Annotated in this window: 28 protein-coding genes; 8 read left to right on the top strand and 20 right to left on the bottom strand. The window is 63.4% G+C overall.

The annotated features are described in order from the left end of the window. Positions 1 to 162 precede the first annotated feature (162 nt). The 5 genes from SPH52_RS00155 to phaR all read right to left on the bottom strand — a co-directional run bounded on the left by SPH52_RS00155 (position 163) and on the right by phaR (position 3,823). A complete protein-coding gene (locus SPH52_RS00155) occupies positions 163 to 507 on the bottom strand; it encodes a histidine triad nucleotide-binding protein (RefSeq protein WP_411792977.1) in 345 nt (114 codons plus the stop codon). 53 nt (positions 508 to 560) lie between these two features. Continuing rightward, a complete protein-coding gene (locus SPH52_RS00160; RefSeq protein WP_411792978.1) occupies positions 561 to 1,433 on the bottom strand; it encodes a phosphoribulokinase in 873 nt (290 codons plus the stop codon). Further along, entirely contained in the window at positions 1,433 to 1,873 is a 441-nt protein-coding gene (locus SPH52_RS00165) for an acyl-CoA thioesterase (RefSeq protein WP_411792979.1), read from the bottom strand. The genes SPH52_RS00160 and SPH52_RS00165 overlap by 1 nt, the downstream gene beginning before the upstream one ends. Before the next feature lie 51 nt (positions 1,874 to 1,924). Beyond that, positions 1,925 to 3,220: a phosphoribosylamine--glycine ligase gene (purD, locus tag SPH52_RS00170; protein ID WP_411792980.1), complete on the bottom strand. Its 1,296-nt coding sequence runs from the start codon at positions 3,218 to 3,220 to the stop codon at positions 1,925 to 1,927. A gap of 111 nt (positions 3,221 to 3,331) precedes the next feature. Beyond that, entirely contained in the window at positions 3,332 to 3,823 is a 492-nt protein-coding gene (phaR, locus tag SPH52_RS00175; RefSeq protein ID WP_411792981.1) for a polyhydroxyalkanoate synthesis repressor PhaR, read from the bottom strand. A 93-nt stretch (positions 3,824 to 3,916) separates the two neighbouring features. Here phaR and SPH52_RS00180 point away from each other — a divergent pair, with 93 nt between their 5' ends. Beyond that, positions 3,917 to 4,630: a 16S rRNA (uracil(1498)-N(3))-methyltransferase gene (locus tag SPH52_RS00180; protein ID WP_411792982.1), complete on the top strand. Its 714-nt coding sequence runs from the start codon at positions 3,917 to 3,919 to the stop codon at positions 4,628 to 4,630. 24 nt (positions 4,631 to 4,654) lie between these two features. On the opposite strand, the gene SPH52_RS00185 is transcribed toward SPH52_RS00180, so the two are convergent. Next, positions 4,655 to 5,254 carry an ATP-dependent zinc protease gene (locus tag SPH52_RS00185; protein ID WP_411793590.1) on the bottom strand — a complete coding sequence of 200 codons (600 nt, stop codon included), beginning with the start codon at positions 5,252 to 5,254 and terminating at the stop codon, positions 4,655 to 4,657. 133 nt (positions 5,255 to 5,387) lie between these two features. On the opposite strand from SPH52_RS00185, the gene SPH52_RS00190 reads away from it, so the two are divergent. Beyond that, complete coding sequence (locus tag SPH52_RS00190) at positions 5,388 to 5,972, top strand: hypothetical protein (RefSeq protein ID WP_411792983.1); 585 nt, start codon at positions 5,388 to 5,390, stop codon at positions 5,970 to 5,972. A gap of 48 nt (positions 5,973 to 6,020) precedes the next feature. Here the strand turns inward: SPH52_RS00190 and SPH52_RS00195 are convergent, their stop codons facing one another. From SPH52_RS00195 to SPH52_RS00230, 8 genes are all read right to left on the bottom strand, one after another. After that, on the bottom strand, positions 6,021 to 7,304 hold the full coding sequence (locus SPH52_RS00195) for a lytic murein transglycosylase (RefSeq protein WP_411792984.1): 1,284 nt from the start codon (positions 7,302 to 7,304) through the stop codon (positions 6,021 to 6,023). Positions 7,305 to 7,425: 121 nt separating this feature from the next. Further along, positions 7,426 to 7,830, bottom strand: a complete 405-nt coding sequence (mnhG, locus tag SPH52_RS00200) for a monovalent cation/H(+) antiporter subunit G (protein ID WP_411792985.1) — start codon at positions 7,828 to 7,830, stop codon at positions 7,426 to 7,428. After that, positions 7,823 to 8,092 (bottom strand): monovalent cation/H+ antiporter complex subunit F, encoded by a 270-nt coding sequence (locus SPH52_RS00205; RefSeq protein WP_411792986.1) that lies wholly within the window; start codon positions 8,090 to 8,092, stop codon positions 7,823 to 7,825. Before SPH52_RS00205 ends, mnhG begins: the two co-directional genes overlap by 8 nt. A 22-nt stretch (positions 8,093 to 8,114) precedes the next feature. Continuing rightward, complete coding sequence (locus tag SPH52_RS00210; protein ID WP_411792987.1) at positions 8,115 to 8,588, bottom strand: Na+/H+ antiporter subunit E; 474 nt, start codon at positions 8,586 to 8,588, stop codon at positions 8,115 to 8,117. Further along, positions 8,585 to 10,162, bottom strand: a complete 1,578-nt coding sequence (locus tag SPH52_RS00215; RefSeq protein ID WP_411792988.1) for a Na+/H+ antiporter subunit D — start codon at positions 10,160 to 10,162, stop codon at positions 8,585 to 8,587. Before SPH52_RS00215 ends, SPH52_RS00210 begins: the two co-directional genes overlap by 4 nt. Beyond that, entirely contained in the window at positions 10,159 to 10,506 is a 348-nt protein-coding gene (locus SPH52_RS00220; protein WP_411792989.1) for a Na+/H+ antiporter subunit C, read from the bottom strand. The genes SPH52_RS00215 and SPH52_RS00220 overlap by 4 nt, the downstream gene beginning before the upstream one ends. Positions 10,507 to 10,557: 51 nt before the next feature. Further along, positions 10,558 to 10,989, bottom strand: a complete 432-nt coding sequence (locus SPH52_RS00225; RefSeq protein ID WP_411792990.1) for a Na+/H+ antiporter subunit B — start codon at positions 10,987 to 10,989, stop codon at positions 10,558 to 10,560. Beyond that, entirely contained in the window at positions 10,982 to 13,315 is a 2,334-nt protein-coding gene (locus SPH52_RS00230; RefSeq protein WP_411792991.1) for a putative monovalent cation/H+ antiporter subunit A, read from the bottom strand. The genes SPH52_RS00225 and SPH52_RS00230 overlap by 8 nt, the downstream gene beginning before the upstream one ends. 432 nt (positions 13,316 to 13,747) lie before the next feature. On the opposite strand from SPH52_RS00230, the gene SPH52_RS00235 reads away from it, so the two are divergent. From SPH52_RS00235 to SPH52_RS00260, 6 genes are read left to right on the top strand one after another with little or no spacing between them, the layout of a single operon-like run. Continuing rightward, entirely contained in the window at positions 13,748 to 16,558 is a 2,811-nt protein-coding gene (locus SPH52_RS00235; RefSeq protein ID WP_411793591.1) for a monovalent cation/H+ antiporter subunit A, read from the top strand. After that, on the top strand, positions 16,558 to 16,902 hold the full coding sequence (locus SPH52_RS00240) for a Na+/H+ antiporter subunit C (RefSeq protein WP_411792992.1): 345 nt from the start codon (positions 16,558 to 16,560) through the stop codon (positions 16,900 to 16,902). The genes SPH52_RS00235 and SPH52_RS00240 overlap by 1 nt, the downstream gene beginning before the upstream one ends. Next, positions 16,899 to 18,455 (top strand): monovalent cation/H+ antiporter subunit D, encoded by a 1,557-nt coding sequence (locus tag SPH52_RS00245; protein ID WP_411792993.1) that lies wholly within the window; start codon positions 16,899 to 16,901, stop codon positions 18,453 to 18,455. Before SPH52_RS00240 ends, SPH52_RS00245 begins: the two co-directional genes overlap by 4 nt. Beyond that, on the top strand, positions 18,452 to 18,949 hold the full coding sequence (locus SPH52_RS00250) for a Na+/H+ antiporter subunit E (RefSeq protein WP_411792994.1): 498 nt from the start codon (positions 18,452 to 18,454) through the stop codon (positions 18,947 to 18,949). Before SPH52_RS00245 ends, SPH52_RS00250 begins: the two co-directional genes overlap by 4 nt. Continuing rightward, positions 18,943 to 19,212, top strand: a complete 270-nt coding sequence (locus SPH52_RS00255) for a K+/H+ antiporter subunit F (RefSeq protein ID WP_159550058.1) — start codon at positions 18,943 to 18,945, stop codon at positions 19,210 to 19,212. Before SPH52_RS00250 ends, SPH52_RS00255 begins: the two co-directional genes overlap by 7 nt. Before the next feature lie 10 nt (positions 19,213 to 19,222). Then, the gene (locus tag SPH52_RS00260; RefSeq protein ID WP_411792995.1) at positions 19,223 to 19,657 is read left to right on the top strand and encodes a Na+/H+ antiporter subunit G; all 435 of its coding nucleotides are present in this window, start codon (positions 19,223 to 19,225) and stop codon (positions 19,655 to 19,657) included. Positions 19,658 to 19,680: 23 nt separating this feature from the next. Here the strand turns inward: SPH52_RS00260 and hemH are convergent, their stop codons facing one another. The 6 genes from hemH to rplI all read right to left on the bottom strand — a co-directional run bounded on the left by hemH (position 19,681) and on the right by rplI (position 25,538). Beyond that, complete coding sequence (gene hemH / locus SPH52_RS00265; protein WP_411792996.1) at positions 19,681 to 20,754, bottom strand: ferrochelatase; 1,074 nt, start codon at positions 20,752 to 20,754, stop codon at positions 19,681 to 19,683. Between the two features lie 146 nt (positions 20,755 to 20,900). After that, on the bottom strand, positions 20,901 to 21,203 hold the full coding sequence (locus SPH52_RS00270; protein WP_411792997.1) for a DUF6482 family protein: 303 nt from the start codon (positions 21,201 to 21,203) through the stop codon (positions 20,901 to 20,903). 181 nt (positions 21,204 to 21,384) lie between these two features. Next, positions 21,385 to 21,678, bottom strand: coding sequence for a hypothetical protein (locus SPH52_RS00275; RefSeq protein WP_411792998.1), 294 nt, complete (start codon positions 21,676 to 21,678; stop codon positions 21,385 to 21,387). A gap of 77 nt (positions 21,679 to 21,755) precedes the next feature. After that, positions 21,756 to 23,144, bottom strand: a complete 1,389-nt coding sequence (gene dnaB, locus SPH52_RS00280) for a replicative DNA helicase (protein WP_411792999.1) — start codon at positions 23,142 to 23,144, stop codon at positions 21,756 to 21,758. Positions 23,145 to 23,295: 151 nt separating this feature from the next. After that, on the bottom strand, positions 23,296 to 24,792 hold the full coding sequence (locus tag SPH52_RS00285; RefSeq protein ID WP_411793000.1) for a carbohydrate porin: 1,497 nt from the start codon (positions 24,790 to 24,792) through the stop codon (positions 23,296 to 23,298). Between the two features lie 299 nt (positions 24,793 to 25,091). After that, on the bottom strand, positions 25,092 to 25,538 hold the full coding sequence (gene rplI, locus SPH52_RS00290; protein ID WP_411793001.1) for a 50S ribosomal protein L9: 447 nt from the start codon (positions 25,536 to 25,538) through the stop codon (positions 25,092 to 25,094). Between the last annotated feature and the right edge of the window lie 2 nt (positions 25,539 to 25,540).

A 25,540-nucleotide genomic window follows, 5' to 3' on the forward strand; every position in this document is an offset into this window, starting at 1 on the left:
GGCTGTACGCAACCTTGTTGTATACGCAGAACGGACTTGCCACCGTCCGCCAGAAGGCTGCCGCAAGCACGGCAGCGCCACCCTGCTGGGTGGCGCCATGATTCAGTTGCACCTGATGCGCCGCACGCCTCGACGCGCGCGGATTGCTCCGCAAAGCGCCAGCTAGCCAGCCGGCCAAGTAAAGCGACGACCGCCCATCAGGTGCATATGAATATGATAGACCGTCTGCCCGCCCTGGTCATTGCAGTTCATCACCACGCGGTAGCCGTCATCGGCAAAGCCGCGCTTCTCGGCCAGCCGGGCTGCGGTGTACTGCAGCCGGCCGATCAAGGCCAGATCGGCCTCCTCGATATCGTTCAAGGTGGCAATGTGCTGCTTGGGAATGATCAGGATGTGAGTGGGCGCCTGGGGATTGATGTCATTGAACGCCAGAACCTGCTCGTCCTCGAAGACGATGTCGGCCGGAATCTCGCGCTTGACGATCTTGCAAAACAGGCAGTCTTGCATCGGTTCGGGTTCCTTTCTCGTCACCGCTGGAAGTTGCGCAGCAGCGCCCCCTCTCAACGAAAGCGACGCTGGGCCAGCAGGTGGCGCACCAGCGGCGCCAGGATCAATTCGATGGCCAGCGACATCCTTGCACCGGGCACCACCAAGGTGTGCGGACGACTCATGAAGGAGTCCTGGATCATTGCCAACAGCCAGGGAAAGTCTACCGTGGAGGGGTCGCGGAAACGGATCACCACGAACGATTCAGCATCGTTGGGGATGTCCTGAACCTCGAAGGGATTGGACGTATCCACGGTGGGCACGCGCTGGAAATTGATGTGAGTGCGCGAGAACTGCGGCTGGATGTAGCGCACGTAGTCGTCCATGCGTCCCAGGATGGTGTCGATCACCGCTTCCTGGGAATAGCCGCGCATCTTGATGTCGCGGTCGATCTTCTGGATCCACTCCAGATTCATGGTCGGCGCCACGCCCACCAACAGATCGACGTGCCGCGCGATGTCGTGCCCCGCCGTGACCAGGCCTCCATGCAGGCCTTCGTAGAACAGCAGGTCGGTGCCGCAGGGCAACGGCTGCCATTCGGTGAAGGTGCCGACCTGGTAGCCGGCCTCGATCATCTGCTTGTCTTCGGCGTGGATGTAGTGACGGAAAGTGCCGGTGCCGTGCTCGCCGTACTCGTGGAACAGCGCTTCGAGACGGTCGAGCAGGTTGGCTTCCACGGCGAAATGGGAGAGCTGATTCTTGCGTTCCGGCTCTTCGCGGAAGATCCGCGCCAGTTCCTCACGGGTATAGCGATGGAAAGCGTCGCCGTCGACGAAGGCGGCATGAACATCCTCACGGGCGAACATACGCTCGAAGGTTCGTTTCACCGTCGTGGTACCGGCGCCTGACGAGCCGGTGACGGCAATGATCGGGTATTCGCGCGACATCAGGCGCTCTCCACTCCAGCGATAGCCTGGCCGACAGCCTCGGGGATGGCGACGCTACGCCCCTGGGCCGGATCCACCAGCACCACATTGAGACGAGCGGTGGCCACCGGGCGGCCGCCTTCGGCATGGCATACCCGGTGATAGACAACGATGGCCTTGCCTGCAGGCGCAGGAATCGCGGTTTCCACCACCAGCGCATCCGGCCAGCGGGCCTCGGACTGGTACTGCACTGCGAGGTCGACCACCACGCTGGGGTACCCACCCATGTCCCACTCGCTCAGCCCAAGCGCGCCGAATGCCTGGATGCGGGCCTCGTGGAGCAGTGACACCAAGGAGTCATGGCCCAGATGGCGGCCGTAGTTCATGTCGGTGATACGCACCGACAGCGGTTGCCGGTGCACAATGGCGGACTCGGGAAACTCCAGCTTGATACGCTCCATGTCCACTCCCTGAATATTGTTATCTGGTCGATGCGGCAGGTTGCCGGTGACTCAGTTGGCCTGTCGCTCGCGGGCGATGGCGCGATAGGCAATGTCGCTGCGGAACTGAACACCGTCCCAGCGGATTGCCGCCACGCCCTGGTAGGCCAGATCACGCGCCTGGGACACCCCCTGCCCCAGCGCGGTAACGCACAATACTCGGCCCCCGCTGGTCACCACGCGGCCCTGATCGTCCTCAGCGGTACCGGCATGGAACACCTTGCAGCCGGTGATAGCGGCGGCCTCGAGACCTTCTATCGCGTCACCCTTGCGGTAACTGCCAGGATAGCCGCCCGCTGCCAACACTACGCCCACGGCGGCATGCGGATCCCATTCGCAAGTCTGCCCGGCCAGCTCTCCGAGCGCCCCCGCCAGACACAGCTCGGCCAGGTCCGACTGCAGGCGCAGCATGATCGGCTGGGTTTCGGGATCGCCAAAGCGGCAGTTGTATTCGATGACCTTGGGATTGCCTTCGTCGTCGATCATCAAGCCGGCATAGAGGAAACCGGTATACGGATGGCCCTCGGCCGCCATACCGTACACCGTGGGCATGATGACCCGCTCCATGATGCGCTCGTGCACGCTCTCGGTCACCACCGGTGCCGGCGAGTAGGCGCCCATGCCGCCGGTATTGGGGCCGGCGTCGCCGTCGAGTGCACGCTTGTGGTCCTGGCTGGTGGCCATCGGCAGCACCGTGGTGCCGTCAACCATGACGATGAAGCTGGCTTCCTCACCTTCGAGAAACTCCTCGATCACCACGCGAGCCCCGGCATCGCCGAAGGCATTGGCCTCGAGCATATCGCGCACCGCCGCCTCGGCCTCGGCCAGGGTCATGGCCACGATCACGCCCTTGCCCGCAGCCAGGCCGTCGGCCTTGATCACGATCGGCGCGCCCTGCTCGGCCAGATAGGCCAGCGCCGGTTCGACCTCGGTGAAGGTGCGGTAAGCGGCCGTGGGGATGGCGTGGCGAGCAAGGAAGTCCTTGGTGAAGGACTTCGAGCCCTCGAGCTGTGCCGCACCCTGGGTGGGACCGAAAATGGCCAGTCCCGCCTCGCGGAAGCGATCGACCACTCCCTCGACCAGCGGCGCCTCGGGACCGACGATGGTCAGCGCGATACCTTCGTCACGGGCAAAATCCACCAGGCGCTCCAACTCAGTCGCCTCGATGGCGACGTTGGTCAGACCCGCCTCATGTGCCGTGCCGGCGTTGCCGGGTGCCACGAACACCCGTTCGACGCGAGGTGACTGGCCGACTTTCCAGGCCAACGCATGTTCGCGGCCACCGCCGCCGATGATCAAAACCTTCATCCGCTTGTTTTTCCTGTCTCTTGCTACGCAGGCTCGACTGAGGCGAAGCCTGGTGTTCGGCTGGGAAACGTCGCGGCATTATGGCAGAAAGCTGACCGGCACGCCGCCCCGCTATGAGGTCTTGTCGTCGTCCTTGCCTTTCTTGTCCGGCGTTTCCTTCGACCCCGGCTTGCCGGGCTGCCCCTGGCCGATCGCCTGCTGCCAGAAACGCATGTTCTCCTCGGCCATTTCGCGCATCAGCTCCATGGGCGAGTGGCGCATGGCCTGCTGCCACTGGTCCTGCATGCGCTTCTGCTGTTCGAGCATCAGTTGCGTGCCCTGCTCCAGATAACGTGCCAGCGGCAATGGCTGGGCCATGTCATAGACACGAATGAACTGTGCCAACAGGTCGTTGGAGAACACTTCGGCCTCGCCATCGGCCTGCTCCTGCTCGATGATGATCGACAGCAGGATGGTACGCGTCAGGTCCTCTCCGCTCTTGGCATCCTCGACCCGGAACGGCTCCTCATCGAGAATCAAGCGCCGCAGATCCTCGAGCGTCACATAGCGGCTCTGTTGGGTATCATAGAGCCTACGGTTGGCATACTTGCGAATCACGCGCACGGCGACACTCCTTGTAGGGAAGGCAAACTGCCCTTGGCTGCTATTGTGCACCGCGCCACCCTCCTTGCAAATCGAAGCGACCAACGAGGCCCGATGAACCTGATCCTGCTGACACCCGAGGAGATCCAACACGACCGGCTGGCATGTCTGCGCGACCCGCGCCGTCTGCGTCATTTGCGGGAGATCCATCGCGCCCAGGTCGGCGACACCCTGACCCTGGGTGTGGCGGGCGGCGGCATCGGTCGTGGCGAACTCACCCTGCTGACCGCCGACGAGGCCCGCTTCACGCTCGACGGCCTCGACACACCGCCGCCGCCGGCGCTGCCGGTGCACCTGGTGCTCGCCCTGCCGCGCCCGCGCATGCTGGCAAGGAGCCTCGAGCATGTCACCGCCCTGGGTGTGAAACACGTCACGTTGCTGCATACCCGTCGGGTGGAGAAGAGTTACTGGCAGTCGCCGGAGCTCTCCCCGGCAAAGATTCACGAGCACCTGGTACTGGGGCTCGAACAGGCGCGAGATACGCTGCTACCCGAGGTGAGCCTGGCCAAGGGCTTCCGTCCCTTCGTAGAAGAACGTCTGCCGCTGTTGCTCGAAGCCCGACGTGGACTCGTCGCGCACCCCGGCATGGTCCAGGCCTGCCCCTCGGGCCTCAGCGAGCCCATTGCGCTATTCATCGGGCCGGAGGGAGGCTTCATTCCTCATGAAGTGGAGCGACTGCTCGAGGCCGGCTGCGAGGGTATTCACCTGGGGCCGCGCATCCTGCGAGTGGAGACGGCAGTGGTCGCCCTGCTCGCCCGGCTGTTCTGAAGCGCCCACAGCGGGCGGCGGGAGTCACGCCTCGTCGTCCTCGATGTCGCCCTCTTCTTCTCCGTTATAACGCATGACTTCAGCGTCGTCCTTGCAATCGGGCTTGTTGAGGAAGGTGCGGGTCACGTCGAGCAGACCCAGATGACCGATGCTGCGCCGGCCGAGCAACAGCGGATAGTGCATTTCTCCGCGGTCGCGCAGGCTGAACTGCTCCTCGTAGACCGTATCGCCCATGCATACCTTCATCAGTACCACCGGACGCTCGTCCCGGCCGCCAGCGCCGCGTACGCGGATATCACGGTACAAGGGCATTTCCAACTCTTCTTCGAACGGCTCGCCACTGGCCTCATCAGTGAGTTCGAGGCGAAAACGTACCCACTCCTCGCCCTCCTTGTCGAAGACCTCGATGTCACGGGCATCGAGGGACGAGGTGAGCGCGCCACTGTCCAGCTTGGCCTTCACCTCGACACCCCAGGGTTCGAGAGTGCTTTTCTCGATCCAGCCGAATACCGGTTTCTCCTCATCGGCAAGGGACGGCGCCAAGCCGGCCAACAACAGCCCCACTGCCAGTGCCAATCGATGCAGATGGCGACAGGTCTGGCGGCGAATACTCGACTCCCTCATGGGCATGGACGAAACCTCCTTTCATCGTCAAAGCTCAGTGGACCCCTGATCAGCGCTGCGGTTCCAGCCAACTGACACAGGTGTTACGTTTACTACACTATTTGCATCACCAAGGAAAAGGGAGGGCAAGACGATGTCACAGCCACGCATGACAAGGACGACCATCGCCGCCTCGGTCGGCCTGCTCATCGCCGGCCTCGCCATTGGCGCACAGGCCCAGTTCGACCCGCAAGGCCTCTATTCCACTCGCGCCATCCTCGACGCCGACGTGCACTTCGAGGTGGCGCCCGACAGTCAGCCCAGCCAGGTCGTCGACATGCTGATGGGCGACGACAGGAAAGTACACGCCATCGTGGTTCGTTCCAACGATGCCGTAGGGCAGAACGGCGACTACTTGGTAATTACCAACGCCCACTACCGCCTGGTCAATCATGAAGAGAATGACGAAACCCGCCATGAAATCGTCGTCGACGCCGACCAGGAGGCTCTTGAGGCCATGCCACGCTACGACAAGGAGTGGTGGGACACGGCACGTCAGCGCGCTCGTGAAGCCTGGCATGACGCCGGTGAAGGTGCAGACAGTGCCTGGCAGCAGACCCGCAGAGGCGCCGATCGCATCGGCGAAGGTGCCGAGCAGGCCTGGGAGCGCACCCAGGAGGGAGCCGAGCGGGCCGGCCGCACCATCAGCGAAACTCTGGACCGCTGGACCAACAATTAGGCACGCTCCTTGGCACGCCCGCCCCGGCTCACCGGGGCGAGCAACGCATCAACGCTGTAGCCGCTGCAACAGCCCCACGGTGGCGAAGCCATCCGGCGTGACGCCGATGCTGCGCTGGAACTCGCGCAGACCGCTACGTGTATTAGGCCCCATGACCCCATCCGGGGTGCCGACATCGAAGCCGCGCGCGTTGAGTGCCTGCTGCATCTCGCGTACCTGACTGCGTGACAGCAGCTGCGCATCGCGCGGCCACTCGGCCCGGATGCCTTCGCGCCCGGCGATCCGGTCGGCCAGGGTTCCCACCGCCAAGGCATAGCTGGTGGCATTGTTGTAGCGCAGGATGGCACGGTAGTTTGGCCCCACCAGGAAGGCCGGCCCTTGAGCACCGGCCGGAGCGATCACCGAGGCCTGTTCGAAGCCGGGCAGGCTACCTCCACCGATACGACTCACGCCCTGCTGCGCCCACTCGCTGCTGGAACGGCGCGTTGTCAGCTCGGTCTGTGCATAGTCGAAATCCTCAGGCAGGCGCACCTCCACTGCCCAGGGCTGGCCGAGCTGCCAGCCGGCCCGCGCCAGATAGTTGGCGGTAGAAGCCATCACGTCCGGGATGCTGCCCCAGATATCGCGTCGCCCATCGCCGTCCCCATCCACAGCGTAGGACTCGAAGCTGGAGGGAATGAACTGAGTGTGCCCCATGGCACCGGCCCAGGAGCCGACCATGCGCTCCGGTGCGATGTCACCCGCCTCGATGATACGCAGGGCGGCAAGCAATTCGCCGCGGGCAAAGTCACGCCGCCGCCCGTCGAAGGCCAGGGTCGCCAGCGCCTCGAGCGTGGAAAAGTCGCCGAAGTTGCCGCCGTAATTGCTCTCGATGCCCCAGATGGCCACGATGACCTCGGCCGGTACCCCATAGCGCTGCTCCATGCGCTGGGCCGTGTCCCGATGCTCGGCGAGTTTGGCTTGCCCCTGGCTCACCCGAGCCTGGGAAACTGCACTGTCCAGATATTGCCAGATCGGACGCACGAACTCAGGCTGCGAACGGTCCAGCTCGATGATGCGTGGCCGATAGCGGACACCATCCAGCGCGCGCGCCAGGGTCGCTTCGCTGACCCCTTCGCTACGGGCCTGGCGGCGAAAGTCGCGCAGCCAGGCCTGGAAGTCCTCAGGTGCGGCCCGTTCGGCCTCGCTGGGAGCCGGCTCGGGTGCGGCAGCCTCGCTCGAGGGAGCGGTATCGGGCTGGCGTTCATTGGCCGCTACGTCCTGTACGGGACCGGATTGACATCCGGCCAACAGCAGGAGAAGGAAGGCGACAGGGAAGAGTGGACGAGTCATGGCGAGGTATTCCTTTACATCGAAGGCCACCGATAATGGCCCAGAAGCGGCCCTCTGGCCAGCCCTCCGGGCCGCGGAATCGTCGTATTGTGTAACCGGCCGCAAGGGGCGGGTACGCAGGTCACTTGGGATCGTTTTCGCGAGGCTGATGCACGGCGTTGGTATCCGTTTCCAGGCCGCTCTTGAGCTCATGGGTGAACGGGTCGTAGTTGGGCCGCAGCTCGTCCTTTACCGTACCGCTCCACAGCTTGGAGCCGACGAAGTAGCCGGCCCGGCCGATCACGTGGGCCGCCACTGGCGCGGTCATGAGCACGAAGACGATGATGGCGAAGGCCCGCGCCACTACGGCCACATCACCGAAGTGCAACGCCACCGCGAGCATGATCAGGATCACCCCCAGGGCAGCGGCCTTGGTGGTGGCGTGCATGCGGGTGAGCAGGTCGGGCAGGCGCAGGATCCCCAGCGCCGCCAGCAACATGAAGAGAGCCCCGGTCAGGATCAGGAAGCCTTTAACGTATTCAATCATCGCGCGGCCCTCCACGCTCCAGGAAACGGGCAAAGCCGATGGCGGCCAGAAAGCCCATCAGTGCGATCACGATGGCGGCATCCAGGAAGCTGGAAACGTCGGTGCGAATGGCATACACCCCCACCAGCCCCACCACGATGCTGGCGAACAGCTCCAGCGCCACCACCCGATCGGGAAGACTGGGGCCCCTCACGACCCGGACAAAGGCCAGAATCAGGCCAAGGCTCATCAATACTTGGCTGATCAGGATCACGACATCCATTGCAGCTCCCCCTTCGTCGATGTCAACGGAACAGTTCCAGGGCGCGACATTCCATTTCCTTGAGGTTGCGGCGAAGTTCCTCCTCGTCATCGAGGAACATGGCATGGATATAGAGCACCTTGCGATCGTCGGAGACGTCCAGGCTCAGGGTGCCGGGCGTCAGCGAGATCAGGTTGGCGACCATGGTGATCTCGAGCTCCGTGCGGGCGGCCAAGGGCATGGCGATGACCCCAGGCTTCATATGCCAGGGCGGAGTCAGGATATCGAAACCGACCCTCAGGTTGGCCTGCACCAGCTCCTTGACGAAAAAGCCGAGGAAGCCCAATATCCGCGGCACCCGTCCCGGGTAGCCGGCCAGGGCATCGACCTGTGGTTCGATCAGCACCAGGGTGATGTAGCCGAATACCAGCCCGACCACGAGGTTGAGCCCCGAGAAATCGCCGGACAGGATGACCCAGGCCAGCGCCAGCAGCAGGTTCCAGATCGCACCGGTCATGGCAGCTCTTCCTCTTGGTCCGTCGTATCGATCAGCGCCTCCTCGACACCGACCGCCCCTCCCATGACCACCTCGATGTAGCCCTGCGGATTCATCAGCTGGTCGCCAATCACATTCATAATGCCCATCAGCGGCTCGGCGAAAACACCGATCAGCAGCGCGAACACCGCCAGCACGGCCACCGGCAAGTACATCAGCCACAGGCTGGCCGGTACCATGCGGCTGTCGTCGCCCGCCACCACCTCCTCGGTCGGCACCAGATTATCCTCGGGCAGCGTCTTCCAGAACACTTCGTTCCAGATCTTGACCATGGAATAGAGCGTCAACAGGCCCACCAGCAGGGCAACCGCAGTGACCACGTAGGCTTCCGCCTCAATACCAGCACGCACGATGACGAACTTGGCAAAGAAGCCCGACAGTGGCGGGACCCCCGCCAGCGAGAAGGCCGAAAGAAAGAAGGCCACCGCCAACCATGGCCGCTCGCGGTAGAGCCCGCCCATCTTCTTCAGCTCGTAGGTACCCTGCAGCCGCCGGGTAACGCCACTGATCAGGAACAGGTTGGTCTTGACCACGATGTTGTGCATGACGGCGAAGATACCACCGGCAATCGCCAGCGGGGTGAACAGAGCCAGACCCAGGATCATGTAGCCGATCTGGCTGACGATATGAAATGACAGAATGCGGCGAAATTCGAACTGCGCCGCTGCGCCGAGCACCCCCGTGACCATGGTCAACGCAGCCCCCCACAGCAGCAGGTCCTGGGTATAGCCCATGGTGTGGTCGAACATCAGGGTGAAGACCCGGTACAGGGCATAGACACCCACCTTGGTCAGCAGCCCGGCAAACAGCGCCGATACCGCTACCGGCGGCGTGTGGTAGGAGGCCGGCAACCAGAAGAACAGCGGGAAGGCCGCCGCCTTGATGCCGAAGGCCACCATGAACATAACAGCCAGCACCTCGACCATGCCCTGGTGTTCCGCTATGGCCAGGCGCTGGGCGGCATCCGCCATGTTGAGAGTGCCGACGGTGCCATACAGCAAACCCACTGCGGTGAGGAAGATCACCGAGGCCAGCAAGTTGAGAGTGACGTACTTGATCGCTCCTTCCATCTGCGCCTTCTCACCACCGAGAATCAGCAGCGCGAAGGAAGCCACCAGCATCACCTCGAACCAGACGTAGAGATTGAAGATATCGCCGGTGAGAAAGGCCCCGGCCACCCCGGCCAGCAACAGATGCATCAGCGGATAGAAGCCGAAGCGCTCATGCCCCGGGCCGGTGGAAGCCAGCGAATAGACCGACAGCGCCAGGCCGATGATGCCGGTCAGCACCACCATCACCGCACTGAGCATGTCCGCCACCAGGGTGATGCCATAGGGAGCCGGCCAGCCCCCCATCTGGATCACCACATAGCCTTCGCGGCTCACCGTGACCAGCAGCCACAACGCTATACCGAGTAGTGCAAGATTCCCGGCCACGGCGGTGAAGCGCTGCATGGGACGCGAGCGCCAGAACAGCAGCGAGATGGCACCCGACAAAAGCGGCAGAAGAACGGGAAGGGCGACTTCAGGCCTCACGTATCGGTTTCCTTCATCTTGTCCAGGTCATCGGCCTTGACGATTTCGTAGGCCCGGCGGATCAGCACCACGGCGAACGCCAGCACGCCGAAGGCAATCACGATGGCGGTCAGCACCACGGCCTGGGGCAAGGGATCGGCCACCGGTCCCAGCGGTGCCGTGAGCCCCTCGGGGATCAGCGGTGGTGCTCCACGAGTCATCCCCGCCGAGGTGAAGATCAGCAGGTTCGCCGCGTTGGAGAGCAGCATCAGCCCGATCACCAGCTTGACGATCGAGCGGCGCAGCATGAGAAAGATCGCTGCCGCAAAGAGCATCCCTATGGCCACGGCCATCACCGGTTCCATGCCATTCCTCCGTGTGGGTTCAACGATACGGCACCCGCGGCGCCCCAGTGCTCAAGGCTCATCCTTGTCCACCTCCATCAGTGTCATGACCATGGCCAGCACCGACCCCAGCACCGCGAAATAGACACCGATATCGAAGATCAGCGGCGTCGATGCCTTGAAGTCGAGACCGGGGATCGTCCACCACTGGGCGGTCAGGAACGGCTGGTCGACGAACCAGGCGGGAAACACCGAGATCATGCCCAGCAGCAGCCCCATGCCGATCAGGTCGCGAGGATCGACCATGCGCAGCACTTCACGCGTGGCGCTGACGCCGAAGGCGAACAGGTAGAGGGTGAAAGCCCCGGCAGCCACCAGCCCGGCAATGAAGCCACCACCAGGCTCATCGTGGCCGCGCAGCAACAGGAATACGGAGAACAGCAGCTGCAGCGGCATCAGGATGCGTGCCGCCGTGTGCAGTATGAGCGTGCCAGACTTAACCATTGCTCGACTCCTTCTCCTGTGCCGTCGGCTTGGCGGACCTGACCGGCGCCCTCAGCTTGAGCATGGCGATGACCCCGATGGCCGCCAGCGCCAGCACGAAGATCTCGCCCAGGGTATCCAGCGCGCGATAATCGACCAGGATCACGTTGACGATGTTGCGGCCGTGGGCCAGCGGTGCACTGTTCTCGATCATGTAGTCCGAGATCGGGACGAACTGATCGATCCCCCAGGCGGTGAGAATCAGCAACGTGATCAGCCCTCCCAGGCTACCCGCCACCAGCACGTCACGCACCCGCTCGAGAGGCGTAGACAGGCTGGCAAAGCGCGGCAGGCGGAACAGCACCAGGACCAGCAGGATCACCGTCAGCGTCTCTACCAACAGCTGGGTGATGCCCAGGTCGGGAGCGCTGAACAGGATGAAAGTCAGCGCGATGGAGAACCCCATGATTCCCACCGATACCACGGCACTCAGCCGCGAGCGGGCGATGGCCGCGAACAGCGCGCCGAACACCATCAAGGTGACTACCACCACCTCGTGGAAGCGCACATCGAGTTCGAAGCCTATCTCCAGCGAGTGGCGCAGCAGCAGAGAGTTTCCGATCAGCGCAATCAGCACCATGACCATCACCAGGATATAGTTGCGCATGTAGCCGTTCTGCAGGATGCGAGTCTGCCAGTCGGATACCACAGTGATCCAGTGCATGAACGCCTCGTAACCTGCCTCGGGACCACGGGCCATGATGGGGTCGAGCCGTGCCAGATGAGCGCGCAGGCGATCCCAGCGCTTGAACAACAGGTAGCCAAGCACCAGCGTCACGATCGACATGATCAGTGGCAGGTTGATGCCGTGCCACAGCGACAGGGAAACGGTTATCGGCTCCCCCATCACCGCCGAGGCCGCTGCGGTGAGCACGCCCATTCCGGCCAGCACCGGCAGCAGGCCGAGCAACACGGAGAGTACCGCCAGACAGGCGGGTCCCAGCAGCATCGACAGTGGGGCTTCGTGGGCAACTCGCGGCGTTGGGCGACGCTCACCGAAGAACGGACGCAAGGCGACGATGGCCGCCACGGCGATGGTAAGAAAGGCCGAGATGAAGGAGAGCAGCAGGATCAGCCAACCGAAGGCATCGGCCTCCAGCGCCGTCTCGAACAGCAGCTCCTTGGCGATGAAACCAAACAGCGGCGGCGCGCCGGCCAGCGACAGTGCAGCGATCACGGCGACGATTGCTGTCACTGGCATCAGAGGGCGCAGGCCACCCATGGCGGTGACGTCCTTGGTGCCGGTTTCGTGATCGAGAATGCCGGCCACCATGAACAGCGCCCCCTTGTACAGCGAGTGCGCCAGCAGGAAGGTGACGAAGGCGATCAGCGCACCTTCGGTCCCGATGCCGAGCAGCATGGTCAGGGTACCCAGCGCCATGATCGTGGAGTACGCCAGCAACTTCTTGATGTTGGTATGGCGAATGGCCAGGAAAGCGCCGGTGAACATGGTTAGCGCCCCCACCACCGAGAGGATGCCTACCCATTCCTCGGTACCGCCGAGGCTGGGCTGCAGGCGTGCCAACAGATAGATACCGGCCTTGACCATGGTGGCCGAGTGCAGGTAGGCGGAAACCGGCGTCGGCGCGGCCATGGCATTGGGTAGCCAGAAATGGAACGGGAACTGGGCCGACTTGGTGAACGCCGCCAGCAGCAGGCACAGCAGCAGCGGCAGGTAGAGATCGTGTTCACGCAGATCGATGGCCCCGGCGCCGATCTCGGCCAGCGACCAGCTGCCGCTGGCATTGCCGAGCATCACCAGACCTGCCATCAGGGCCAGTCCGCCGCCGAAGGTGACGAACAGACCCTGGCGCGCCGACTTGCGCGCTTCGATGTCGGCATGGCTGAAGCCGATCAGCAGATAGGAGGTGATGCTGGTCAGTTCCCAGAACACGAACAGGGTAAGCAGGCCATCTGCCAACACCAGCCCCAGCATCGACACCATGAAGGCGAGCATGACGACATGGAAACGCACCAGGTCACGGTGGCCCTTCAGGTAACCGCCGGCATAGATCAACACGAAGGTACCGATGACGGTAATGAGCAGAGCGAACAGCAATGCCAGGCCATCGATGACGAAGGTCAGGCTCATGCCCAGCGATGGCACCCAGTCGAGCTGCAGTTGCAAGACCTCGCCTTCCATCACCGCCGGCACCTGACCCAGGAACCACAGCGCCAGCAGGGCCGGGAATGCAGCCAGCACGAAGCTGGTGCGTGAGCCGAACCAGTGATGCAACAAGGGGGCAAAGGCGGCCAGCACGAATCCTGATAGCACGGCAAGTTGCATCATGCAGTTCCCTTCTGTCGGTTCTTCCAGCAGTATCGGAGCATCCCGGCACTGCATCGTAAAGTTGCTGGCAAATCAGCCTTGTCAAGCCCCTTCCGGGAGAGCTTCAAGTCGATAGTGCACCAGGTCAAGAAACGGTGATTGAGCCCAGAAAATACGCCCAAAGGATGAGCGTTGGCAGCCGTCCCAGACTGTCTATTGCAGCGCAAAAGCAGTAGACTTTGCGCCGCGGCTGGCTACGGTGAGCGTTGATTTCACGACAAAACGGCTTGCTAGTATAGCGATTTTCCTCCGTTTTTTCATTCCCTTCCGGCAGCCCACCGCGTCGATTCTCGATCATTATAATTAGCCTGTGAGTGGTACTCGGGCGCGCCACCACGCGATGGCGCCATGGAACGATGTCCGACCCGCCGCCAGAATGGACGAACCACCATGTCGTTGCTGTGGATCCCCCTTCTCACTATCGCCGGCATCTTTGTGCCGATAATGACCTCTCGCCATGGTCGCAAGATCTGTGTCGTCGCTACCCTGATCGCCCCGCTGCTCGCCCTTGGCCTGGTGCTGGTGAACGCGCCGGCCGTCATCGCCGGCGACGTGATCAGCCTACAGATACCCTGGATCCCCCTGCTGGGTCTCGACCTGGCACTGCGCATCGACGGCCTGACTCTGCTGTTCGCGCTGCTGATCTTGGGTATCGGTAGCCTGATCCTGTGCTACACCGGCTATTACCTCTCGAGCGACGAGGATGACGGCCGCTTCCTCGCCTACATGATGCTGTTCATGGTCGCCATGCTCGGTATCGCCATGGCGGACAACCTTATCCTGCTGTGGCTGTTCTGGGAACTCACCAGCATCTCGTCGTTCCTGCTGATCGGCTTCTGGGGCCACCGCAGCGATGCCCGGCGCGGCGCGCGCATGGCACTGATCGTCACCGGCGCCGGCGGGCTGACCCTGCTCGCCGGCATCCTGCTGATCGGCCAGATTGCCGGCAGTTTCGCCGTGAGCGACGTGCTGGCAGCCGGCGACCTCATCCGCGCCTCCGAGCACTACCCGCTGATCCTGGCACTGGTGCTGTTCGGCGCCTTCACCAAGTCGGCCCAGTTCCCGTTCCACTTCTGGCTGCCCCACGCCATGGCCGCACCGACGCCAGTTTCCGCCTACCTGCACTCGGCCACCATGGTCAAGGCGGGCGTGCTGCTGATGGCGCGTCTCAACCCTGCCCTGGGCGACACCGCACTATGGACGGTCAGCCTGTCACTGGTGGGCCTGGCGACCATGCTCTATGCCGCCTGGTTCGCCCTGCTCGAGCGCGACCTCAAGGGCATACTCGCCTTTTCCACCGTCAGCCATCTGGGACTGATCACCCTGCTGCTGGGACTGGGCAGCCCACTCGCCATCGTTGCCGCGATATTCCACATCCTCAATCACGCCACCTTCAAGGCGGCACTGTTCATGATGGTCGGCATCATCGATCACGAGACCGGTACACGTGACATCGATCGCCTCGGTGCGCTTTGGTCGATGATGCCGCTGACCGGCACCATGACGATCCTGGCCGGCTCCGCCATGGCGGGTTTCCCGCCGTTCAACGGCTTCCTGTCCAAGGAGATGCTGTTCGAGCAGAGTCTGATCAACAACCTGCTCGGAGCACTCAGCATCGTCATTCCGCTGCTGGTGGTGGTCGCTGCGATGCTCTCGGTGGCCTATTCGCTGCGGCTGATCTGGAGCCTGTTCTTTGCCGAGCCCAAGCTGACCCGCGAGCAGAAGGCCCAGCCGCCGCTGCAGGCCCATGACCCATCTCGCGGCATGCTGGCCCCAGGTCTGGTACTGGCCACCATGAGCCTGGTGATCGGGCTGTTCCCCATGACCCTGGCAGCGCCGCTGCTGAACGCGGCGAGCCTTGCCGTACAGGGCGAAACCACGCCGGTCTTCAGCCTGGCGCTGTGGCACGGTTTCAACATGCCGCTGCTGATGAGCGTGGCCGCCGTCGCCGGCGGCATCCTGGTGTTGAGCCAGCAGCGTCGCTTCGCCGCCATCGCCGGGCTGTTTCCCGAACGCAATGCAGGGTTGATCTTCGAAGCGGCGATACAACGGCTGATCAAGGCCGCCCTGTGGCTGACCCTGAAGCTGGAGAACGGCTCCCTGCAGCGCTATCAGGCCCTGCTGATCCTGAGCGCATTGGCCATGGCCGCCATAGGCCTGACACAGCTGGAGAGCCTAACCGGTGAGCGGGGGCTGCAGCCGCTCGACGGCATATTGCTCCTTGGCGCCGGGCTGATGATCTTCGGTGCCATCGGCAGCGCCCTGAGCCACCGCTGGCGGCTGGTGTCACTGCTGATGCTCTCGGTGGTGGGGCTGTCGGTATCGCTCACCTTCGTGCGCTTCTCTGCCCCCGACCTGGCGCTGACCCAGCTGTCGGTGGAAGTCGCTTCGATGATCCTGATGATCCTGGCGCTGTTCTTCCTGCCCCAACGCCCCCCGCTGCTGGTATCGGGTCGACGTATCCTGCGCGACCTGATGCTGGCTGCCTCGCTGGGCCTGGTAGTGGCCATGCTCAACTATGCCTTGCTGACCCGGGAGAGCGCGACCATCGCCGACTATTTCCTGCGCGAGAGCGTACCCGGCGGCGGCGGCACCAACGTGGTCAACGTCATCCTGGTCGACTTCCGCGGCTTCGACACGCTGGGCGAGATCACCGTGCTCACCCTGGCCGGCCTTGCCACTTTCAAACTGCTCAACCGTCTGCGCCTGTTCATGCCATCAGGCAACATCGAGGGCATTCGCTGGTCGCAGCATCGCTACCCGCTGATCCTCTCGGTAGTGGCACAGATCCTGCTGCCGCTGGCGCTGCTGGTGTCGGTCTACATCTTCCTGCGCGGCCACAACCAGCCTGGCGGCGGCTTCATCGCCGGGTTGATCACCGCCACCGCACTGCTGCTGCAGTACATGGCCCGAGGCCACGACTGGACCCGCGAGCGACTGCCGCTCTCCTATCCCATCGTGGCCGTGTCGGGCCTGGCCATCGCCCTTGCCACCGGCCTCGGCAGTTGGCTGTTCGGCTACCCCTTCCTGACCTCGGCGTTCGGTTACTTTCATTTGCCCCTGGTGGGCAAGTTCGAACTCGCCACGGCGATGCTGTTCGACGTCGGGGTCTACCTGGCAGTGGTCGGCGCCACGCTGATGATCCTGATCAATCTGGGCCGCGTCACTACGATGAACCGCCCCACGCTGGAGGAACGCTGATGGAAGCCCTCTTCTCGCTCGTCGTCGGCGTGCTCACCGCCAGTGGCATCTACCTGCTGTTACGCGGGCGTACCTTTCCCGTCATTGTCGGCCTGGCGCTACTCGGCTACGCGGTGAACCTGTTCCTGTTCTCTACCGGCGGGCTCAACACCCATGCCGCAGCGGTGATCGGTGAATCGTTCGCCCCCGCCGATCCCCTGCCCCAGGCCCTGGTGCTGACCGCCATCGTCATCGGCTTCGCCATGACCGCCTTCGTCGTGATCCTGGCGATTCGTGCCCGCGGCGATCTCGGCTCCGATCATGTGGACGGCCAGCAGGGGGAAGATGGGGACGGCCCGCGATGAATCAGCACCTGCTCTCGCTACCCATCCTGTTGCCCATGCTGGGCGCACTGGTACTGCTACTCTCCGGCAAGGCAACCGACCATATCCAGCGCTGCCTGAGCCTCGCCTTCACCGGCCTACTGCTGTTCGTCAGCCTGTTGCTGCTGCGCCAGGCAGCCGGTGGAGAGCTGGCTTTCTATGCCTTGGGCAACTGGCAGGCGCCCTACGGCATCGTGCTGATGCTCGATCGCCTCGCGGCACTGATGCTGGCCCTGACCGCCGTGCTAGCCATGGGTTGCGTCATTTTCGCCTGTGCTGGCGACGACATCCGTGGCAGCAATTTCCACGGCATCTTCCAACTGCAGCTGATGGGTCTGAACGGAGCCTTCCTCACCGGCGACCTGTTCAACCTGTTCGTGTTCTTCGAGATCCTGCTGCTGGCCTCCTACGCCCTGCTGATGCACGGCGGCAACAAAGCCCGGGTCGGCGCCGGTCTGCACTACGTGATCCTCAACGTGGCTGGCTCGGCGCTGTTCCTGATCGCGCTGGGCGTACTCTATGGCGCCACCGGTACTCTCAACATGGCCGACATGGCGCGCCGGGTGGAGGACATGTCGGGCGATGATGCCGCCCTGGTCACCGCTGGCGCCCTGCTGCTGATCGTGGTCTTCAGCCTCAAGGCGGCCCTGTTGCCGCTCTATTTCTGGCTGCCACGCACCTATGCCGCCGCACCGGCACCGGTCGCCGCCCTGTTCGCCATCATGACCAAGGTCGGCCTCTATGCCATCCTGCGGGTCCACTCGCTGATCTTCATTGACACTCCCGCCGCCAGCGCCATCACCGGCTGGCTATGGTGGTCTGGGCTGGCGACCATCCTGTTGGCCGCCATCGGTGTGGTAGCGGCACGCGACCTGCGCCCATTGATCGCCTACCTGGTGCTGGTCTCGGTCGGAACGCTGCTGACAGCCACTGCGCTGGGCACCCCCTCGGCCACGACCGCGTTGCTCTACTACCTGCCGCATACCACGCTGATCTGCGGCGCGCTGTTCCTGATCGCCGAACTGATCGGTCAGCAGCGCGGCAAGGCCGGTACGCGCCTGGTGCGTGCGCGACGTCTCCACCAGCGTCAGCTGCTCGGCGTCCTGTTCCTGATTGCCGCGGTGGGCGTGATCGGCCTTCCCCCCCTGGCAGGCTCACTGGCCAAACTGCTGCTGATGCAGGCTACGGAGGGAGTGGCGCGGCTCTGGCTGTGGCCTCTGCTACTGCTGGCGGGTCTATGCGCCCTGATCGCCATGTCCCGCGCCGGCTCGGTATTCTTCTGGGCCAGCTACAAGGGCGAAGTCGCCGCCGGCAAAGTCAGCCGCGCCCAGCTCGCCGGCGTGGTGTGGCTGCTCGCCAGCGCCCCTGTGCTGGTCGCCTTCGGCGGCCCCGTCAGCCACTATGCCCAGGCCACCGCCGAGCAACTGGCCGCTCCCCAGACGGTGATCCAGCAGTTACTCGGTGACGCGCCCACCCGGGATATCGCACAGCTGCGCCAGCTGACGCTCGGCGAGACACAGGGAGACACTCTATGAAGGCCCTGGGACGCTACCTGCCCACGCCCACGCTGTCGCTGGTACTGCTGGTGGTATGGCTACTGATGGTCCGTAGCCTCGCCCCCGGCCAGGTGCTGCTGGGGCTGATCCTGGCAGTCGGCATCCCCCTGCTGACCCAGGGGTTCTGGGAGCCACTGCCACGGGTCAAGCATCCGCTCAAGCTGGTCTGGTTCGTATTGGTGGTGCTGTGGGACATCGCCAAGGCCAACGTACACGTCAGCCTGCTGATCCTGCTGCCGCGGCGCGAGCCGCATCCTGGGTTCGTCGAGTATCCGCTCGAGGTGAAGGATCGCCTGGCCATCACCCTGTTGGCCAATACCATCACCATGACGCCCGGCACCGTATCGACCAATATCCGCCTCGACGGCTCCTCGCTGCTGATCCACGTGCTGGACCTCGACGACGAGCAGGCCCTGATCCGCGAGATTCGCGATCGCTACGAGCGGCCGCTCAAGGAGATCTTCGAATGCTAGATACCGCTCTGCTGATCAGCCTGACCCTGATCGTGCTGGCCATGGCCATGAACGTGTACCGTCTCGCCATCGGCCCCGACGTGCCCGACCGCCTGCTGGCCCTCGATACACTCTACGTGAACTCGATCGCCCTGATCGTGCTGCTGGGCTTGTGGCTCAACACCAAGACCTACTTCGAGGCGGCGATCCTGATCGCCATGCTCGGCTTCGTCGGCACCATGGCCATCTGCCGCTACCTGCTGCGCGGCGACATCATCGAATAGAGGACACCACATGACCTTCTACGTGATAGCCGAGGGCGTGATCTCCTTCCTGCTGGTAGCCGGCGGTATCTTCGCCTTTACCGGCTCGCTGGGCATGCTGCAGTTCAAGGACTTCTTCATGCGCCTGCATGGCCCCACCAAGGGCACCACGCTGGGTATCGGCTGCGTGCTGATCGCCTCGATGCTCTACTTCACCATTACCCAGCGCGAGCTGCACGTGCAGGAGCTGCTGATCACGCTGTTCCTGTTCATCACCGCCCCGGTGACCGGCCACATGCTGGCCAAGACCGGGCTGCACATGCACCTGCGCTTCATCACCGGTACTCAGGGCTCGGTGCCGGAATTCCGCGATGAGGACGTGGGCCAGAGCCGGGTCGCCCGTCCGGCCCGGGCCAGGCACCCCTGGAAATACCGCAAGCAGAAGCGTTCGCGCCTGTTCCGCTGAGTCGTCTCGCTGGGCGAGACGACTCAACACCAGCCGCTCAGTTCATTGTCGATGATCGCCAGCAACGCGTGGATATGGTCGTCGCGGTCGTTGAGGCAAGGGATGTAGGTGAAGCGCTCTCCCCCGGCCGCCAGGAAGCTGTCGCGGATCTCCTCATTGATCTCCTCGAGGGTTTCCACGCAGTCGGAAGAGAACGCCGGCGAGACCACCGCGATGTGCCTCCTGCCCTGGCGCGCCAGCTCCGCCACGTGATCCACGGTGGGCGGTCCGACCCACTCTTCCGGACCGAACTGCGACTGGAAGGCCGTCTGCACGGCACTCTCCTCCCAGCCAAGCTGCTCGCGCAGCAGCCGCGTGGTCTTCTGGCACTGGCAGTGGTAGGGATCGCCTTCCATGAGGAAACGCTTGGGTACGCCATGGTATGAGGCCACCAGCACCTCCGGTGGCGTGTCGGCCGCGGCGTAGGCCTCGCGCACCGAGTTGGCCAGTGCCTCGAGATAGGCCGGGTGCTCGAAATAGGCTGGCACGGTGCGAATGGCCGGCTGCCACTTGAGTTTCATCAAAGTGCGGAAAGCGTGGTCGTTGGCCGTGGCCGTGGTTGGCGAGGCGTATTGCGGGTAGAGCGGAAAGAACAGGATACGTTCGCAGCCCTCGGCCTGCATTCGCCGCAGCACGCTGTCGGTGGACGGATTGCCATAGCGCATGCAGAAGTCCACCAGCACCCGGTCACCATATCGCTGCTGGAGGCCCGTCGCCACCTTGAGGGCCTGCTCCCGGGTGATGGTCAACAGTGGGCTCTCGTCCTTCTCGTTATTCCAGATGCCGCGATAGGCTTCGCCGGACTTGAACGGACGTCGGCTGAGGATGATCAACTGCAACAGCGGCTGCCACTTCCAGCTCGGGTAGTCGACGACCCGCTTGTCGGAGAGGAACTCGCTGAGGTAGCGCCGCATCGACCAGTAGTCGGTGCCATCCGGCGTGCCCAGGTTGGCCAGCACGACGCCCACCTTGGGCCGCGAAACCGCGGGATGATCCGCCGGAGCATGGGCAGGACGTTGACGTTCTGTCGAGCCCGGTTCCACTTGCGATGCGGCCATGCGCTGCGCTCCTCATGGGTGAGAAAAAGGAGCAGTTATTGTATCAGGCAGGAAGGGTGCGGGGCATGAAGTTATACTATGAATGTGATTTGTATAACTTGGATCAAGGTTGGTACCCGGGCGAGCTGCCCGGGCCGCCGCAAGCCCTAGAAAACCAGCGGCATGCGTGACGTGAGCGGGTCGCGGTAGTGAGCCTCACGGCCGACGACCTCATCCTGAGGCACGTGCTGGACCAGGAAGGCACGATGGATACCGGCACGCTGCAACTCAAGGTAGACGTCCTCCAGGGAGCGAAACACCGTCGGCTTGCCGCGGTGAGTCAGGATGTGGCGCGCCCCTTCGACGTCTTCCAGCTCCACCTGGTAGCAATGGCTGCCGGAATGCGTGATGACACGCACCTCGAAATTGTCGTGTTGGGCGACGAAACTCTTCAGCTGTTCGAATTCCATTGGCTCCCTCCATGCATCGGAATGGCGTTCCGTTGTTGTGCAGGATATGCGTCGGGCACAGCATGACTGTGCCCGATGTAATCTGCATGACGCTGACATATTGATCATATGACAGCATTGGAGCCAGGAGGGTTCCCAGCGCGCTCTTCCGCGTCCGCGCCGAGGTGTACTGCGCGGGCGGCTAGTGGTAGTCGGAGGGGTCGATCGCCTTGGCCAACGAGTTGCGGTCGACCCACTTGCCCGCCTTGGTCTCCTTGTAGCGGAACACGACACGATCGCCTACCGCCACGGTCAGCTCGGCGTCTTCGGTCTGGTAGCTGTAGGCTTCGCCATCGACGACCAAGTGAAAGCGATAGAGATCCGGCATACCCAGCCACTCCTTGAATGGCCCTTCACGCTCCAGCGACTGGAGTTCGCCGCGCGCTTCCAGTTTGGGGGTGCGCTGGCGCTTGCCGCGCCGAAATCCGCCTGCCATGGTCACTCCTCGAAAAACGACTGTCGGGGGGTCGGCATTATACGGGGCCGAACGAGAGGCTCAAGCACTGCCCTCGGTCATTCGCCAAATGCCTCGCCGTAGCTGTCCGGCGCCAAGTCCTCGAAGCGGGTGTACTTGCCGATGAAGGCCATGTGCACCGTACCGATGGGGCCGTTACGCTGCTTGCCGATGATCAGCTCGGCCAAGCCCTGGTTATCGGGGTTATCTGGATTGTAGACCTCATCGCGATAGACGAAGGCGATCACGTCGGCGTCCTGCTCGATGGCGCCCGATTCGCGCAGATCCGACATCACCGGACGCTTGTTGGGACGCTGCTCCAGTGAGCGGTTGAGCTGGGAAAGCGCGATGACCGGGCAGCCGAACTCCTTGGCCAGCCCCTTGAGTGAGCGCGAGATCTCTGAGATCTCGCCGGTGCGGTTCTCGGAGAAACCGGGAATCTGCATCAACTGCAGGTAATCGATCATCACCATCGCCAGGTTGCCATGCTCGCGCACCAGGCGACGCATCCGCGAGCGCATCTCGTTAGGCGACAGCGCTGCGGTATCGTCGATGAACAGCTGCTTGTCCTTGAGCAGGTTCACCGCCGATGTCAACCGCGGCCAGTCCTCATCCTCGAGCTGGCCGGTACGCACCCGGGTCTGGTCGATACGCCCCAGCGATGACAGCATGCGCAGCATCAACGAATCCGCCGGCATTTCCATGGAGAATACCATCACCGGCTTGTCGCTCGAGATCACCGCATGCTCCACCAGATTCATGGCAAAGGTGGTCTTGCCCATGGAGGGACGCCCCGCGATGATCACCAGATCCGAGGGCTGCAGGCCCGAGGTCATCTCGTCGAGGTCGCGAAAGCCGGTAGAGAGCCCCGTCATCTCGCCCTTCATGTTGAACAGCTCGTCGATGCGGTCCACCGCCTTGGCCAGCAGCTCGCTCATGCCAATGGGGCCGCCCGACTTGGGCCGCTCTTCGCCGATCTGGAACACCAGCCGCTCGGCCTCGTCGAGCAGCTCGTCAGCCGGCCGACCCTGAGGGCTGAAGGCACCGTCGGCGATCTGGCTCGCCGCGCGAATCAGCTTGCGCAAGGTGGCCCGCTCGCGAACGATATCGGCGTAGGCGCGGATGTTGCTCGCCGAAGGCGTGTTGCGCGCCAGCTCGGCCAGGTACGCAAGCCCGCCGACGGTATCGAGCTGATCGCGCCTTTCCAACGCCTCGGAGAGCGTGACCACGTCGAGCGGCTTGGCCGCCTCGGCGAGGCCGATCATGGCGTTGAAGATCAGGCGGTGCTCGTAGCGGTAGAAGTCGTCCGCCACCAGTCGGTCGGCCACGTTGTCCCAGGCCTGGTTGTCGAGCATCAGGCCACCCAGCACCGATTGCTCCGCCTCCAGCGAGTGCGGCGGCACCTTGAGCGCAGCGGTTTCCTTGTCGAGCTCGAGCGTGTCGTTCATGGCGCTACAACCTTCATGGGAACGGGCCGTGCCATTCTACCCGATGGCCCGGGTCCGCCCTACCTCTCGAAACGACAAAAACCGCGACCTAAGTCGGCCGCGGCAAGGGGATCGAAACAGTATGCGAACAATGGCCCGGCCGCAGCCGGGCTTAGAACCACACCTCGGTTTGTACACCGAAGCTCCACTGGCCACCGGTGAAGCCATCGCTACCGAAAGCGCCGGTGCCGTAATCGTTGAGTTCGCTCGACCAGTCGGTATAGGAGGCGAAGGCGCGGATCTCGGGGCGCTGCCAGAAGCCGCCCACCTGGGGCTTGAAAGTCGGCGCGATGGTGAACTTGCCGAAGTCGCCACTCACGGCGTTTCGCCCATCGTAGCCGTTGGGATCGAGATCCATGTACTGGTAACTGGCTTCGTACTGCATCTCGAAGTTCTGAGTAATCTCGTTGGCCAGGCGCGCGCTCAGGGTCAGCCACTTGTAGTCGTCGCCCTCGACGTAGCGGTCCTTGCTGACCTCGCCGAACAGCACCGGGGCGATACGCCAGCGAGGCGCCAAGTAGGTGGTGCCGTAGATGCCGAGGCGGGTGGCCTGGGCGTCATCCGTCAGGTTACCGTCGCTGCCGAGCCCCTTGACCTCGGCGCCCAGGCCCTGGCCGTGCAGCAGCGCCACCTTGAAGTTGCCCTCGCCCAGGCCGAAGAAGCTGTCGCCGTGGTAGGCCACCATGGTATGGAAGCCGCTGTCGGCGGCGGTCTGCCCTGCTCCGATGTCACGCTCGTCATTGTCGGCCGCCGAGAGGGCGTTGACCATCCACTGCCAATTGCCGAAGTAGTTGTTCGAGGTCAGGATCAGGCTGTCGGTGCTGCCATCATCCCCCGGGTACTCGGGACGTACCGGGTAGTCGCTGAAACTGCGCCCGTAGAGCGAGAAGTTGGAGCGCCAGCTGTCGGCCAACTGCATGTCATAGACACCGGCGCCGGTACCGGCGAGGAAGATGAAATCGCTGTCGAGCCAGTGGATGTCGAAGTTGTCGCGATCGAAGCGCTTGCCGGCCCAGATAGAGGCATTCTCGAAGGCACCGGTGAAGCTCGGCAGGTCGCTGAACTCGGCGTAGACCTGGCGCACGTTGAGGTTGGAGTCATCGTCCCAGTCGTTGCTGGTCGTGGTCCCGCTGGCCAGCATGGTGCGGTAGAGCGCCTTGGCACCGTTGTCGAACTGCATGCGGTAGTTGAGGATCGCCTCGGCGTAGGTATCGTCCTCGTTGCCCAGGCGGCCCACGGCACCGCCCACCCCACCCGCCGGCGTCACGTAGGGACCGCCCGGAATACTCTTGCGATCCTCGCCCAGCAGCAACCCCGAGCGGGCGTAGACGTTGAACGAGAAACCCTCTTCGCCGCTGGCCTGACGCTCGACCTTGGCCAGGCGCTCCTCGACCTCGTCAGTGGAAAGTCGCCCCTCGGACTGGGCCTCGGCGAGTTCGGCGCGCTGCTCCGCGGCACTGGCACGCTGTTCGGCAGCGGCGATACGATTCTCGAGCTCGAGCAGGCGCTGCTCCAACGCAGCAGTATCGGCGACGGCATGCCCCATCATGCCGAAGCTGGCCACGGCCACGGCGGCAACGAGTGGAGTTCGTAGCAAGGCGGTCTTCATCGCAGTTGTTCCTTTTATGTTTGTTTATTCGTTTGTTTTCACAAGAAGAACGGGGCGAAACACGGCACTGTATCGTTATAGACAAGCATCGCAATGCTGCCTTGCGGCCCTGCTGCCCTGGCCTGAAGCGCAACGCATCCAGGTCAGGCAGAACTTAATCGTTTAAGAGCAATGACGCAAAGACAAACCGTAATATTACTACCAATGTCTAAGAGGCTGGTGTCGGCACGAAAAAACAAGGGGCGCAGGGAGTTTTCTCCCCGCGCCCCTTGGCGTCGTTACCGAGCTAGCTGGAAAGCTTACTCGGCGACAACGACCACGCGAACGGTGGCGTCGACTTCGGCATGCAGGTGCAGGTCGATGTCGTACTCGCCGGTCTGGCGAATCGGACCTTCGGGCATGCGAACTTCGCTCTTGGCGACTTCGATGCCGGCCTGGCCCAGCGCTTCGGCCAGGTCGCGCGGACCGATGGAGCCGAACAGCTTGCCTTCATCGCCGGCCTTGGCCACCAGCGACAGCTCGATCTCGGCCAGTTGAGCGGCACGGGATTCGGCGATCGCCTTGCGCTCGGCGGCCTGCGACTCGAGCTCAGCGCGCTGGGCTTCGAAGGCTTCCACGTTGTCCTTGGTGGCAGGCACGGCCAGGCCGTAGGGCACCAGGTAGTTACGGCCATAACCAGGTTTCACGGTGACCTTGTCGCCCAGACCGCCCAGCTTGCCAATGTTGTCGAGCAGAATGACTTCCATCT

The sequence above is a fragment of the Halomonas sp. A29 genome, assembly GCF_046723295.1.
Classification (GTDB): Bacteria; Pseudomonadota; Gammaproteobacteria; order Pseudomonadales; family Halomonadaceae; genus Halomonas.